General features: G+C 71.4%; 10 protein-coding genes and 1 pseudogene. 10 read left to right on the forward strand and 1 reads right to left on the reverse strand.

Annotated features, from left to right (window positions below):
• Positions 1-30: 30 nt before the first annotated feature.
• Positions 31-573, reverse strand: coding sequence for a carbonic anhydrase (locus tag ABZZ38_RS03565; protein ID WP_356735301.1), 543 nt, complete (start codon positions 571-573; stop codon positions 31-33).
• Positions 574-949: 376 nt separating this feature from the next.
• Between ABZZ38_RS03565 and rsmH the strand changes: the two genes are divergently transcribed.
• The 10 genes and pseudogenes from rsmH (at position 950) to ABZZ38_RS03615 (ending at position 13,455) form a co-directional block, all read left to right on the forward strand.
• Entirely contained in the window at positions 950-1,930 is a 981-nt protein-coding gene (gene rsmH, locus ABZZ38_RS03570) for a 16S rRNA (cytosine(1402)-N(4))-methyltransferase RsmH (RefSeq protein WP_356735303.1), read from the forward strand.
• Between the two features lie 199 nt (positions 1,931-2,129).
• A pseudogene (locus ABZZ38_RS03575) lies at positions 2,130-2,450 on the forward strand (septum formation initiator family protein); the annotation flags it as partial.
• 40 nt (positions 2,451-2,490) lie between these two features.
• Complete coding sequence (locus ABZZ38_RS03580; protein ID WP_356735305.1) at positions 2,491-4,443, forward strand: penicillin-binding protein 2; 1,953 nt, start codon at positions 2,491-2,493, stop codon at positions 4,441-4,443.
• A 17-nt stretch (positions 4,444-4,460) separates the two neighbouring features.
• Positions 4,461-6,152 carry a UDP-N-acetylmuramoyl-L-alanyl-D-glutamate--2,6-diaminopimelate ligase gene (locus ABZZ38_RS03585; protein WP_356735307.1) on the forward strand — a complete coding sequence of 564 codons (1,692 nt, stop codon included), beginning with the start codon at positions 4,461-4,463 and terminating at the stop codon, positions 6,150-6,152.
• A 4-nt stretch (positions 6,153-6,156) separates the two neighbouring features.
• Positions 6,157-7,572 (forward strand): UDP-N-acetylmuramoyl-tripeptide--D-alanyl-D-alanine ligase, encoded by a 1,416-nt coding sequence (gene murF / locus ABZZ38_RS03590; protein WP_356735309.1) that lies wholly within the window; start codon positions 6,157-6,159, stop codon positions 7,570-7,572.
• Positions 7,569-8,639, forward strand: coding sequence for a phospho-N-acetylmuramoyl-pentapeptide-transferase (mraY, locus tag ABZZ38_RS03595; protein ID WP_356735311.1), 1,071 nt, complete (start codon positions 7,569-7,571; stop codon positions 8,637-8,639). Before murF ends, mraY begins: the two co-directional genes overlap by 4 nt.
• Complete coding sequence (murD, locus tag ABZZ38_RS03600; protein ID WP_356735313.1) at positions 8,621-10,051, forward strand: UDP-N-acetylmuramoyl-L-alanine--D-glutamate ligase; 1,431 nt, start codon at positions 8,621-8,623, stop codon at positions 10,049-10,051. Before mraY ends, murD begins: the two co-directional genes overlap by 19 nt.
• Positions 10,052-10,110: 59 nt before the next feature.
• Positions 10,111-11,535, forward strand: a complete 1,425-nt coding sequence (gene ftsW / locus ABZZ38_RS03605; RefSeq protein ID WP_356735315.1) for a putative lipid II flippase FtsW — start codon at positions 10,111-10,113, stop codon at positions 11,533-11,535.
• 6 nt (positions 11,536-11,541) lie between these two features.
• A complete protein-coding gene (murG, locus tag ABZZ38_RS03610; RefSeq protein ID WP_356735317.1) occupies positions 11,542-12,636 on the forward strand; it encodes an undecaprenyldiphospho-muramoylpentapeptide beta-N-acetylglucosaminyltransferase in 1,095 nt (364 codons plus the stop codon).
• Between the two features lie 12 nt (positions 12,637-12,648).
• Positions 12,649-13,455, forward strand: coding sequence for an FtsQ-type POTRA domain-containing protein (locus tag ABZZ38_RS03615; RefSeq protein ID WP_356735319.1), 807 nt, complete (start codon positions 12,649-12,651; stop codon positions 13,453-13,455).
• Positions 13,456-13,656 lie beyond the last annotated feature (201 nt).

Consider the following 13,656-nt stretch of genomic DNA (forward strand, 5'->3'; position numbering starts at 1 on the left):
GCCACGGACGTGGCGCCGGCCGGGAAACGGTCAGGCAGCCGGGTCGATCTCCCGCAGCAGGCCGGTGCGGACGTCGAACACGAAGCCCCGCACGTCGTCGGTGTGCAGCAGGAACGGCGACGTGCGCACGCGCCGCATCGACTGCCGTACGTCCTGGTCCACGTCGCGGAACGACTCGACGGCCCAGGTCGGCCGCTGCCCCACCTCGTCCTCCAGGTCCTGCCGGAACTCCTCGGTGAGGGACTCCAGGCCGCAGCCCGTGTGGTGCACCAGCATCACGCTGCGGGTGCCCAGCGCCCGCTGGCTGATGGTGAGCGAGCGGATCACGTCATCGGTGACCACGCCGCCCGCGTTGCGGATGGTGTGGCAGTCACCCAGCTCCAGGCCGAGCGCGGCGTGCAGGTCGAGCCGGGCGTCCATGCAGGCAACGACGGCGAGCTGCTGCACAGGACGCGCGTCCATGCCGGGGTCCTTGAACTCGGCGGCGTATCGCGTGTTCGCCTCGACGAGACGGTCGGTGACCGTACTGCCGGTGCGGACGTCACTGGTCGGAGAGTGCGTGGAAGTCGACATGGCACAGACGTTAATGGTCACGGGTCGCTGAGACGTGCTGTGAGAGCGGACAAAGGGCCTCAACGTGTCTTGTTGTGATCTAACCCACAGGGGCAGGGGATGCCCCGTACGGGTGAGGTGCTCTCGATCGCCCACCTCGCGCGGACGGCCCGTACGACGCGACTGGCCGGTTGATTGACCGGGCGGGGGAGTGGACTAAAGTGACGCGAAGTTCACGGAGACAATGAGCGAATCACAACGAATTCCGCCGTTTCTCCCCGCGTGTGCGGCGGTGCGTACGGCTCGGCCTCCTTCCGCTCGCCGGTCGGCCGACGTCCTTTCCGGCGCCGGGACCCGGCGGTACGTACGTACGGCCGCGCCGGATCTGAGAGGGCGCATGAGCGAGACCCGACACGTCCCGGTGATGCTCCAGCGGTGTCTGGACATGCTGGCCCCGGCTCTGGAGCAGCCGGGTGGGGTCCCCCCTACCGGAGGCAGGGGGCCGGTGGTCGTCGACTGCACCCTCGGCCTCGGCGGACACAGCGAGGCGCTCCTCACCCGCTTCCCCCAGGCGCGGCTGATCGGCCTCGACCGGGACAGGGAGGCGCTGCGGCTGTCCGGCGAGCGGCTCGCGAGGTTCGGCGACCGCGCCACCCTCGTCCACGCCGTGTACGACGAGCTCCCCGCCGTACTGGAACGGCTCTCCGTCCCGCGCGTCCAGGGCGTCCTGTTCGACCTCGGCGTCTCCTCCATGCAGCTCGACGAGGCCGACCGGGGCTTCGCGTACGCCCAGGACGCCCCCCTCGACATGCGCATGGACCAGACGACCGGCATCAGCGCGGCCGAGGTCCTCAACACCTACGCCCCCGGCGAGCTGGTGCGCATCCTGCGCCAGTACGGCGAGGAGAAGCAGGCCAAGCGGATCGTGGCGGCGGTCGTCCGGGAACGCGCCAAGGAACCGTTCACCAACAGCGCCCGGCTCGTCGAGCTGATCCGCGACGCGCTGCCCCAGGCCGCCAAGCGCACCGGCGGCAACCCGGCCAAGCGGACCTTCCAGGCCCTGCGCATCGAGGTCAACGGCGAACTGGCCGTCCTCGAGCGGGCCATCCCGGCCGCGGTGAAGGCCCTCGCGGTCGGCGGCCGGATCGCCGTGCTGTCGTACCACTCGCTGGAGGACCGGCTGGTCAAGCAGGTCTTCGCGGCGGGCGCCGCCATCACCGCCCCGCCCGGCCTGCCCGTCGTACCGGAGCGGTACCAGCCGCGCCTGAGACTGCTGACGCGCGGCGCGGAGCTCCCCACCGACGAAGAGGTCGCCGAGAACCGCCGCGCCGCGCCGGCCAGGTTCCGGGCCGCGGAACGGATCAGGGAGGACGGTTGATGAGCGCCACCCGGGAATCCGCCGGGCCGCCGGGCGCGCCTCCCGCGCCCGGGGCCACCGCGCGAGCGACGATTCCCGCACCCCCGCCCGCCCGGCGCCCGGCGGGTGGCAGCCCCACAGCCGGCGGAGAAGCGAACGGGGAGGACAGGTGACGAAAGCAGGACCCCTGAAGGGACGGGCCGCGCGGCTGGCGCGGCTCATGCCGTCCGGGCCCAGTACCGCGGCTCGCACCCCCTTCGTCCTGCTGGTCGTGCTGCTCCTCGGCGGCGGGCTGATCACCCTCCTCCTGCTCAACTCCTCCCTCAACGAGGGCTCCTTCAAGCTGAGCGAGCTCAAGAAGAGGACCACCGAACTCACCGACGAGGAGCAGGAGCTCCAGCGGGACGTCGACGACTACTCCGCCCCCGACGCCCTGGAGCGCCGGGCCAGGGAGCTCGGCATGGTGCCCGGCGGCAGCCCCGTCTTCCTCTCACCCGACGGCACCGTCCGGGGCGTGCCCAGCAAGGCGACGCCCCCACCCGCGGAGCCGCCCGCCTCCACGAGCCCCGGCAGGTGACGCAGTGCCCCCGACGCAGCCCCCGCGCCGGCGCGTGCCGGCCCCCGCACGCCCCGCCCAGCGCCGCCCGCGCCCAGCGACCAAGGCGCCCGGCCGGGGACCGGCCCGGGCGCAGCCCCGCCGCATCCGGCTCGCGAGCCACCGGCCACGGCTGCGGCTGGTCAGCCTCGGCCTGACCCTCGTGATGCTGGCGTTCGTCGTACGGCTGCTCCAGGTCCAGGCGGTCAACGCCGACGCGTACGCCGCCAAGGCCGAGAAGAACCGCTACCTCAGCCACAAGCTCACCGCCGAGCGCGGCGAGATCACCGACCGCGCCGGCATCGCGCTGGCCGCCAGCGTCGACGCGTACGACATCACCGCCGACCCGAAGATGTTCACGCCCGAGGAGAGCAAGGCCCCCGACGCCCCCGAACAGGCCGCCGCCCTCCTCGCGCCCATCCTCGGCAAGGACCCGGCCGAGCTCGTCAAGAAGCTCAAGGCCCCCAAGTCGCGCTACGCGCTGCTGGCCCGCCGGCAGACCCCGCAGGTCTGGAACCAGATCAAGGACCTGAAGAACGTGTTCGCCGAGAAGGCCCGCTCCGAGAGGGCCAAGGGCGGCACCGGCGTCAGCGTCCTCGCCGGCATCTTCAACGAACCCAGCAGCACACGCGTGTACCCCAACGGCACCCTCGCCGCCGGGATACTGGGATACGTCAGGGCCGACGGCCACGGCGGCGGCGGCCTGGAGTCCATGCTCGACGAGGAGCTGGCCGGCAAGGACGGCGAGATCACCTACGCCCAGTCCGGCGGCCGGAGGGTGCCCACCGCGGGCGCCCGTGAGACGCCCGCCGTCCCCGGCTCCGACATCGAGCTGACCATCGACCGCGACATCCAGTGGGCCGCCCAGCAGGCCATCACCGAGCAGGTCACCGAGTCCAAGGCCGACCGCGGCTACGTGATAGTGCAGGACACCAGGACCGGCGAGGTGCTGGCCATGGCGAACGCCCCCGGCTTCGACCCGAACAACCTCGCCGAGGCCGACGCCGCCGCCATGGGCAACGCCGCCCTCCAGGACGCGTACGAGCCCGGCTCCACCAGCAAGGTCATGTCGATGGCCGCCGTCCTGGAGGAGGGCGTCGCCACGCCCTCCACCCATGTCGTCGTCCCCAACCGGCTCCACCGCGGCGACCGGCTCTTCAAGGACGACATCGACCACCCCACCTGGTACCTGACACTCAACGGCGTCCTCGCCAAGTCCAGCAACATCGGCACCATCCTGGCCACCGGCCAGCTCGGCGCCACACAGGCCGAGGCGAACCGGGTCCTCCACTCGTACCTGCGCAAGTTCGGCATCGGCCGCCCGACCGGCCTCGGCTACCCCGGGGAGACGTCCGGCATCCTCGCCGAGCCCCGGGACTGGTCCACCTCGCAGCAGTACACGATCCCCTTCGGCCAGGGCCTGTCGGTCAACGCCATGCAGGCGGCGTCGGTCTACTCGACCATCGCCAACGGCGGCGTGCGCGTCGAGCCGACCCTGGTGCGCGGCACCAGGGGGCCGGACGGCCGGTTCACCCCGGCGCCCGCCCCCAAGAAGACCCGGGTCGTCAGCGAGAAGACCGCCAGGACGCTCGCCGCGATGATGGAGTCGGTCGTCGGCGACGAGGAGGGCACCGGCACCAAGGCCGCCATCCCCGGCTACCGCGTCGCGGGCAAGACCGGTACCGCCAACCGCGTCGACCCCGAACTCGGCCGCTACAAGGGCTACACCGCATCCTTCGCCGGCTTCGCGCCCGCCGACAACCCCCGCGTCACCGTCTACTGCGCCATCCAGAACCCCACCCAGGGCAGCTACTTCGGTGGCCAGATCTGCGGCCCGATCTACAAGAAGGTCATGGAATTCGCCCTGAAGACCCTGCAAGTGCCCCCGACCGGCAAGGAAGCCCCCCGTATGCCGGTCACCTTCAAACCCGGTGAGTAAGCCGACGGGAGCCCCCAGTGACCACCACCACCCCCGATCCCGGGAACCGCTCCGGTACCCACGCTCCACCGGCGCCCTCTTTTGGCCCGATCACGGGTACGCCCGGTACGCTCACCGCCGTGCCACACGCTGATCAGTCCCGAACCACCCCGAAGGACGCCCCCGCGAAACACCCGGGAGCGCCCCGTCCGGCCCAGGTCCGCCCCACACCCCTGGGCGAGCTGGCCGCGCGGCTGGACATCCAGACGCCCGGCAGCGGGGAGGTGACCGGGATCACCCACGACTCCCGGGCGGTACGCCCGGGGGACGTGTACGCCGCGCTGCCGGGTGCCCGTCTCCACGGCGCCGACTTCGCCGGCCAGGCCGCCGACCTCGGCGCCGCCGCGATCCTCACCGACCCGTCGGGCGCCGAGCGCGCCGCCGCGACCGGCCTGCCGGTCCTCGTCACCGACGACCCGCGCGGCCGGATGGGCGAGCTCGCCGCGGAGATCTACGGACGGCCGGGTGACGCCCTGCTCCGGATCGGCATCACCGGCACCTCCGGGAAGACCACCACGGCCTACCTCGTCGAGGGCGGCCTCAGGGCGGCGGGACACCGCACCGGCCTGATCGGCACCGTCGAGATGCGCATCGGCGACGAGCGCATCAAGTCCGAACGCACCACCCCCGAAGCCACCGACCTCCAGGCCCTGTTCGCGCTGATGGGCGAGCGCGGCGTCGAGTCGGTCGCCATGGAGGTCTCCAGCCACGCCCTCGTGCTCGGCCGGGTCGACGGCTGCGTCTTCGACGTCGCCGTCTTCAACAACCTCAGCCCGGAGCACATGGAGTTCCACTCCGGCATGGAGGACTACTTCCAGGCCAAGGCGCAGCTGTTCACGCCGCGCCGCAGCCGTCAGGGAGTGGTCAACTTCGACGACGAGTACGGAAGGAGGCTGACCAAGGAGGCCTCCGTCCCCGTGGTCACCTTCTCCGCCGAGGGGCACCCGGACGCCGACTGGCGCGCCGAGTCCGTCGAAATCGGCGCCCTGGGCAGCACGTTCACGATCGTGGGCCCCCAGGGTGAGCGCGTGAGCGCCAAGGCGCCCCTGGCAGGCCCGTTCAACGTCGCCAACACCCTCGCCGCCGTGGTCGCCCTCGCCGTCGCCGGTGTCGACCCGCAGACCGCCGCGGACGGTGTCGCCGTCGTTCCCGGCGTGCCGGGCCGCCTGGAGCGCGTCGACGAGGGCCAGCCGTACCTCGCGGTCGTCGACTACGCCCACAAGACGGACGCCGTCGAATCGGTCCTGCGCGCGCTGCGCAAGGTCACCGAGGGCAAACTGCACGTCGTGCTCGGCTGCGGCGGCGACCGGGACGTCACCAAGCGCGGCCCGATGGGCGCCGCCGCCGCACGCCTCGCCGACACCGCCGTACTGACCTCCGACAACCCCCGCTCCGAGGACCCGCTCGCGATCCTCGCCGCGATGCTCGCAGGCGCCGCCGAGGTGCCGGTCCACGAGCGCGGCGAGGTCGTCGTGTTCGAGGACCGGGCCGCCGCCATCGCCTCCGCCGTGGCGCGTGCCAGGCCCGGCGACACCGTGCTCGTCGCCGGCAAGGGCCACGAGCAGGGCCAGGACATCGCGGGGGTCGTACGCCCCTTCGACGACCGCACGGTCCTGCGTGAAGCCATCGTGGCGGATCGCGCCAATCGACCCGAGAACAGTCAGGGATGAAGTAGTGATCGCCCTCTCCCTCGCCGAGATCGCCGAAATCGTCGGCGGGCAGTCGTACGACATACCGGATCCGGCCACCCGGGTCACCGGCCCCGTCGTCATCGACTCCCGCAAGGTCGAGCCCGGCTCCCTCTTCGCCGCGTTCGCCGGCGAGAACGTCGACGGCCACGACTACGCGCTGCGCGCCGTGGACGCGGGTGCGGTGGCCGTTCTGGCGACCCGCCGGGTCGGCGTGCCCGCCATCGTCGTCGACGACGTCCAGTGGGCCCTCGGCGCCCTCGCCCGTACGGTCGTCGAACGCCTGGGCACCCAGGTCGTCGCGCTGACCGGCTCGGCCGGCAAGACCAGCACCAAGGACCTGATCGCCCAGGTGCTCCAGCGCAAAGCCCCCACCGTCTGGACACCCGGTTCCCTCAACAACGAGATCGGTCTGCCCCTCACCGCGCTGACCGCCACCGAGGCCACCGAGCACCTCGTCCTGGAAATGGGAGCGCGCGGAATCGGCCATATCCGCTACCTCACCGAACTGACCCCGCCCAGGATCGGCCTCGTCCTGAACGTGGGCACCGCCCACATCGGCGAGTTCGGCGGCCGGGAGCAGATCGCGCAGGCGAAGGGCGAACTCGTCGAGGCGCTGCCCGCCGCCGACAAGGGCGGTGTGGCCGTGCTGAACGCGGACGACCCGCTCGTACGGGCCATGGAAAACCGCACCCACGCGCGCGTGACGCTCTTCGGTGAGGCCGACGACGCCCACGTACGCGCCGAGAATGTCCGTCTCACAGGGACCGGACAGCCCTCTTTCAGGCTTCACACACCCACCGGGTGCAGCGACGTGACCTTGCGCCTGTACGGTGAGCACCACGTGTCGAACGCGCTCGCCGCGGCCGCCGTCGCCCATGAGCTGGGCATGTCCGTCGACGAGATCGCCACCGCGCTCTCCGAGGCGGGCACCCTCTCCCGCTGGCGCATGGAGGTCACCGAGCGTCCGGACGGTGTGACGATCGTCAACGACGCCTACAACGCCAACCCCGAGTCCATGCGAGCCGCCCTGCGCGCGCTCGTGGCCATGGGCAAGGGGCGCCGTACGTGGGCGGTGCTCGGCCAGATGGCCGAGCTGGGCGACGAGTCACTCGCCGAGCACGACGCGGTCGGACGGCTCGCCGTCCGGCTCAACGTCAGCAAGCTCGTCGCAGTCGGGGGCAGGGAAGCGTCCTGGCTGCAACTGGGCGCATATAACGAGGGTTCGTGGGGTGAGGAGTCGGTGCACGTGTCCGACGCGCAGGCGGCGATCGACCTGTTGCGCAGTGAGCTGCGCCCGGGAGACGTCGTGCTGGTGAAGGCTTCCAGGTCGGTCGGGCTTGAGCGGGTCGCCCAGGCACTGCTCGAGAACAGCACCGAGGGCGAGGTCGCCGGCCGATGAGGCAGATCCTCTTCGCGGGGGCCATCGGGCTCTTCCTCACCCTCATCGGTACCCCGCTGCTGATCAAACTCCTGGCCCGCAAGGGATACGGGCAGTTCATCCGGGACGACGGGCCGCGCACCCACGGCAGCAAGAAGGGCACGCCCACCATGGGCGGCATCTCCTTCATCCTGGCCACGCTCATCGCGTACGCCCTCGCCAAGGTCATCACCGGTGAGGACCCGACCTACTCGGGTGTGCTGGTGCTGTTCCTGATGGCCGGCATGGGGCTCGTCGGCTTCCTCGACGACTACATCAAGATCGTCAAGCAGCGGTCGCTCGGTCTGCGCGCCAAGGCGAAGATGGCCGGGCAGCTGATCGTCGGTATCGCCTTCGCGGTCCTGGCCCTGCAGTTCGCCGACGTCCGGGGCCAGACGCCGGCGTCGACCCGGCTCTCCTTCATCACCGACTTCGGCTGGTCCATCGGCCCGGTGCTGTTCGTGGTCTGGGCGCTGTTCATGATCCTGGCGATGTCGAACGGCGTGAACCTGACGGACGGTCTGGACGGCCTGGCCACCGGCGCGTCGGTGATGGTCTTCGGCGCGTACACCTTCATCGGGCTGTGGCAGTTCCAGGAGTCGTGCGCGAACGCGACGACCCTGACCAATCCGAACGCCTGCTTCGAGGTGCGCGACCCGCTCGACCTCGCCGTCGTCGCGTCCGCCCTCATGGGCGCCTGCTTCGGCTTCCTGTGGTGGAACACCTCACCCGCGAAGATCTTCATGGGGGACACCGGCTCGCTCGCCCTCGGCGGCGCGCTGGCGGGCCTGGCCATCTGCTCCCGCACGGAGCTGCTGCTGGCCCTCCTGGGCGGCCTCTTCGTCCTGATCACCATGTCCGTGGTCATCCAGGTGGGCTCCTTCAAGATGACCGGCAAGCGGGTCTTCCGGATGGCCCCCCTCCAGCACCACTTCGAGCTCAAGGGCTGGTCCGAAGTGCTGGTCGTGGTCCGGTTCTGGATCATTCAGGGCATGTGCGTCATCGTGGGTCTGGGCCTCTTCTACGCGGGATGGGCAGCCGACAAGTGAGTACCACCTGGCAGGGCAGGAACGTCACCGTCGCCGGTATGGGCGTGAGCGGCATCCCCGCCGCCCGCGTCCTGCACGGCCTCGGCGCGCGCGTCACGGTCGTGAACGACGGCGACGACGAGCGCTCCCGTACACAGGCCGCGCGGCTGGAGGCGGAAGGGATCACCGTCCGCCTCGGCGACGGCGCCACCCTGCCGGCGGGCACCGACCTGGTCGTCACCACCCCCGGCTGGGCGCCCGACAAACCGCTGTTCACCGCAGCCGCCGAGGCGGGCGTCCCCGTCTGGGGCGACGTCGAGCTGGCGTGGCGCCTGCGCGGCCCGGACGCGGCGCCCTGGCTGGCGGTCACCGGAACCAACGGCAAGACCACGACCGTACGGATGCTCGCCTCCATCCTGGAGGCGGCCGGCCTGAAGACGGCCGCCGTCGGCAACATCGGCGTCTCCCTCCTCGACGCGGTGCTCGGCGAGGAGACGTACGACGTCCTCGCCGTCGAGCTGTCCAGCTACCAGCTGCACTGGTCGCCGTCCGTGCGCGCCCACTCCGCCGCCGTACTGAACCTGGCGCCCGACCACCTCGACTGGCACGGCTCCATGGAGGCGTACGCGGCCGACAAGGGCCGTATCTACGAGGGCAACCAGGTCGCCTGCGTCTACAACGTCCAGGACCCCGCCACCGAGCACCTGGTGCGCGAGGCGGACGTCGAGGAGGGCTGCCGCGCGATCGGCTTCACCCTCGGCACACCGGGCCCCTCGCAGGTGGGCGTCGTGGACGACCTCCTGGTGGACCGGGCGTTCGTCGGGAACCGGCAGAAGCAGGCCCAGGAGCTCGCCCAGGTCTCCGACGTGAACCCGCCGGCCCCGCACAACATCGCCAACGCCCTCGCCGCCGCCGCCCTCGCCCGCGCCTTCGGCGTCGAGCCGAAGGCCGTACGCGACGGCCTGCGCGCCTTCCGGCCCGACCCGCACCGCATCGAGCACGTCGAGGAGATCGACGGCGTCACCTACGTCGACGACTCCAAGGCCACCAACACGCACGCGGCGGAGGCGTCGCTGGCGGCGTACGACCCCATCGTGTGGATCGCCGGAGGCCTCGCCAAGGGCGCGACCTTCGACGAGCTGGTCGAGAAGTCGGCGAAGCGCCTGCGCGGGGTCGTCCTGATCGGCGCCGACCGGGCCCTGATCCGCGAAGCCCTCGCGCGACACGCCCCCGAGGTACCCGTCGTCGACCTCGACCGGGCCGACACTGGGGCGATGTCGGCGGCGGTCCAGGAGGCGGCAGGGCTGGCACGGCCAGGGGATACGGTTCTGCTGGCCCCGGCCTGCGCCTCGATGGACATGTTCGCCAACTACAACAAGCGGGGCGAGGCGTTCGCGGACGCGGTCCGCGCGCTCGCCGCCGGGCGCGCCTGACCAGCGACCGGGTCCGGTGGTGCCGGGCACGACTGGAGCGACTGGAGGGGACGGCGACCATGCGGGCCCAGTACACCGCCGCGTACACGCCGGGCACGTACACACCGGGCACGCACGCACCGCGCCGCGCGGGCCTCGCCCTGCGCGGCAGGACCGCCGGACTGCGCCGGCCCCCCGCCGTCCGCAGGGGGAGCCGTCTCCGCCGCGTCCCCGCCCCGCGCCCCCCGCGCGGCAGCGGCGCGCGGGGGCTGTACGAGCGGGCGCGCCGCGCCTGGGACCGCCCCCTCACCGCGTACTACGTGATCCTCGGCGCCAGCCTGCTGATCACCGTCCTCGGCCTCGTCATGGTCTACTCCGCGTCGCAGATCAAGGCGCTGGAGCTGTCGCTGTCCGACACGTACTTCTTCCGCAAACAGTTCGTGGCGGCGGCCATCGGCACCGCCCTGCTGCTGTTCGCCTCCCGCGTCCCCGCCAATCTGCACCGGGCGCTGGCCTACCCGCTGCTCGTGGGCACGGTCTTCCTCATGGTGCTCGTCCAGATCCCGGGGATAGGGCACGCCGTCAACGGCAACCAGAACTGGATCTATCTGGGCGGCCCCTTCCAGCTGCAGCCCAGCGAGTTCGGCAAGCTGGCCCTGATCCTGTGGGGCGCCGATCTGCTCGCCCGCAAACAGGACAAGCGGCTGCTGACCCAGTGGAAGCACATGCTGGTGCCGCTCGTCCCGGTGGCCTTCCTGCTCCTCGGGCTGATCATGCTCGGCGGCGACATGGGCACGGCGATCATCCTCACCGCGATCCTCTTCGGCCTGCTGTGGCTGGCCGGCGCGCCGACCCGGATGTTCGTGGGCGTGCTGACCGTGGCCGCAGCGATCGGCGTGACGCTCATCAGGACCAGCCCGACCCGGATGTCGCGGCTCGCCTGCATCGGCGCCACCGAGCCCGGACCGGGGGACTCGTGCTGGCAGGCGGTGCACGGCATCTATGCTCTGGCGTCGGGCGGATGGTTCGGATCCGGGCTCGGCGCCAGTGTGGAAAAATGGGGCCAACTCCCCGAACCGCACACCGACTTCATCTTCGCCATCACCGGGGAGGAACTGGGACTGGCGGGGACGCTGTCGGTGCTCGCCCTGTTCGCGGCTCTAGGCTATGCGGGTATCCGCGTGGCCGGACGCACGGAGGACCCCTTCGTGAGGTATGCCGCGGGAGGCGTGACCACCTGGATCACGGCTCAGGCCGTGGTCAACATCGGTGCGGTGCTCGGTCTGCTGCCGATCGCCGGAGTCCCGCTCCCGCTGTTCTCCTACGGAGGCTCCGCCCTGCTGCCGACCATGTTCGCCATCGGACTGCTGATCGCCTTCGCGCGGGAGGAGCCCGCGGCGAAAGCGGCCCTGGCCATGCGCCAGCCCGTTTTGGGCAAGGGGTCCGGGATGAGTTGGAAGACGATGCGACGGCGCGTCAAGAAGCGTCCGTCCGGAGAGCGGTGAATTTCGGTGCATGTCGTACTCGCCGGTGGGGGGACCGCCGGCCACATCGAGCCCGCGCTCGCCCTCGCGGACGCCCTGCGCAGGCAGGACCCGACCGTGGGGATCACGGCCCTCGGCACGGAGCGGGGCCTGGAGACCCGTCTCGTACCCGAGCGGGGCTACGAGCTGGCGCTCATCCCCGCCGTCCCACTGCCCCGCAAGCCCACGCCGGAGCTGATCACCGTCCCCGGGCGGCTGCGCGGCACGATCAAGGCCGCCGAGCAGATCCTGGAGCGCACGAAGGCCGACTGCGTCGTCGGCTTCGGCGGCTACGTGGCGCTGCCCGGCTACCTGGCGGCCAAACGGCTCGGCGTACCGATCGTCGTCCATGAGGCCAACGCGCGCCCCGGCCTCGCCAACAAGATCGGTTCGCGGTACGCGGCCGGGGTCGGCGTCGCCACCCCCGACAGCAAACTGCGCAACGCCCGCTACATCGGCATCCCGCTGCGGCACACCATCGCCACCCTCGACCGCGCCCGGGTCCGCCCGGAGGCGCGCGCGGCCTTCGGCCTCGACCCGAACCTGCCGACGCTGCTGGTCTCCGGCGGCTCGCAGGGCGCCCGCCGCCTCAACGAGGTGATCCAGCAGACCGCCCCGGTGCTCCAGCGCTCCGGTATCCAGATCCTGCACGCGGTCGGACCGAAGAACGAACTGCCGCACGTCGACAACATGCCCGGGATGCCGCCCTACATCCCGGTACCGTACGTGGACCGGATGGACCTCGCGTACGCCGCGGCGGACATGATGCTCTGCCGCGCGGGCGCGATGACCGTCGCCGAACTCTCCGCCGTCGGGCTGCCCGCCGCGTACGTCCCGCTGCCGATCGGCAACGGCGAACAGCGGCTCAACGCCCAGCCGGTCGTCAAGGCGGGCGGCGGCCTGCTGGTCGACGACGCCGAGCTGACGCCCGAGTGGGTCCAGGGCAATGTGCTCCCGGTGCTCTCCGACCCGCACCGGCTGTACGAGATGTCCCGGGCCGCGAGTGAGTTCGGCCGCCGGGACGCCGACGACCTGCTCGTCGGCATGGTCTACGAGGCGATCGCCGCACACCGCAAGGCGTAGAAGGCAGGGAGCATGGCCGGATCGACGACGACCGCCGAGCGCGGCGCCCGCAAGCCCGGAGGAACGTCGTCGGCCCGCCCCTCCCGCCCGGGGCGGCCGGCGGGCGGCCGTACGCGCCTGCCCTCCGGCCGGACCATCCTGGTGACCCTGGCGGCCCTCGTGCTCCTCGCGGCCGGGATCTGGGTGCTGTACGGCTCACAGTGGCTGCGCGTCCGGGACGTCCCGGTCACGGGTACGCGGGTGCTGACGCCGGCCCAGGTGAAGGCGACCGCCGCCGTGCCGCTCGGTGCGCCCCTGGTGTCGGTCGACACGGACGCCATCGAGGACCGGCTGCTGCGCTCCCTGCCCCGGATCGACTCGGTGGCCGTCGAGCGGTCCTGGCCGAACGGCATCGCTCTGAACGTGACCGAACGCCGCCCGGTACTGCTGCTGGAAAAGGGCGAGAAGTTCCTCGAAGTGGACGCCAAGGGTGTGCGTTACGCCACGGTCGACCGTGCCCCCAAGGGCGTGCCCCTGCTCAGGCTGACGGTCGATCAGTCGCCGAGTCTGCGCCGCTTCGACGTCGAACGGCTCACCCGGGAAGCGGTCGGCGTGGCGGGCGTCCTCCCGGCGCCCGTCGCCCGGGACACCCGGATCGTGGGCGTCCGCTCGTACGACTCCATCACCCTGGAGCTGACGGGCGGCCGGACGGTGGTGTGGGGCAGTGGCGAGGACGGCGAGGCGAAAGCCCGTGCGCTCACCGCACTGATGAAGGCCGCTCCCAAAGCGGGGCACTTCGACGTGAGTGCCCCCACAGCGCCTGCGGCGTCGCGGAGTTGACGCACATATGCCCTGGCCAGCACCCTGGTTGGTCAGCGCTATGGGTGATCACATAGGGTGAAAAGAAAAACGGGAGGTTCGGCGTGTTCGTTGAACGTGCGCCACTTGTCGACTTAGTGTCCTGTTCGGAAGAGTCCAGCGAACAGAGACACTGGTAACCCTAAACTTCAAGGTTAGGGTTTGGGTCGGCGTTTCGGACCG

Origin of the sequence: Streptomyces sp. NPDC006368 (assembly GCF_040612535.1) — a bacterium.
Classification (GTDB): Bacteria; Actinomycetota; Actinomycetes; order Streptomycetales; family Streptomycetaceae; genus Streptomyces.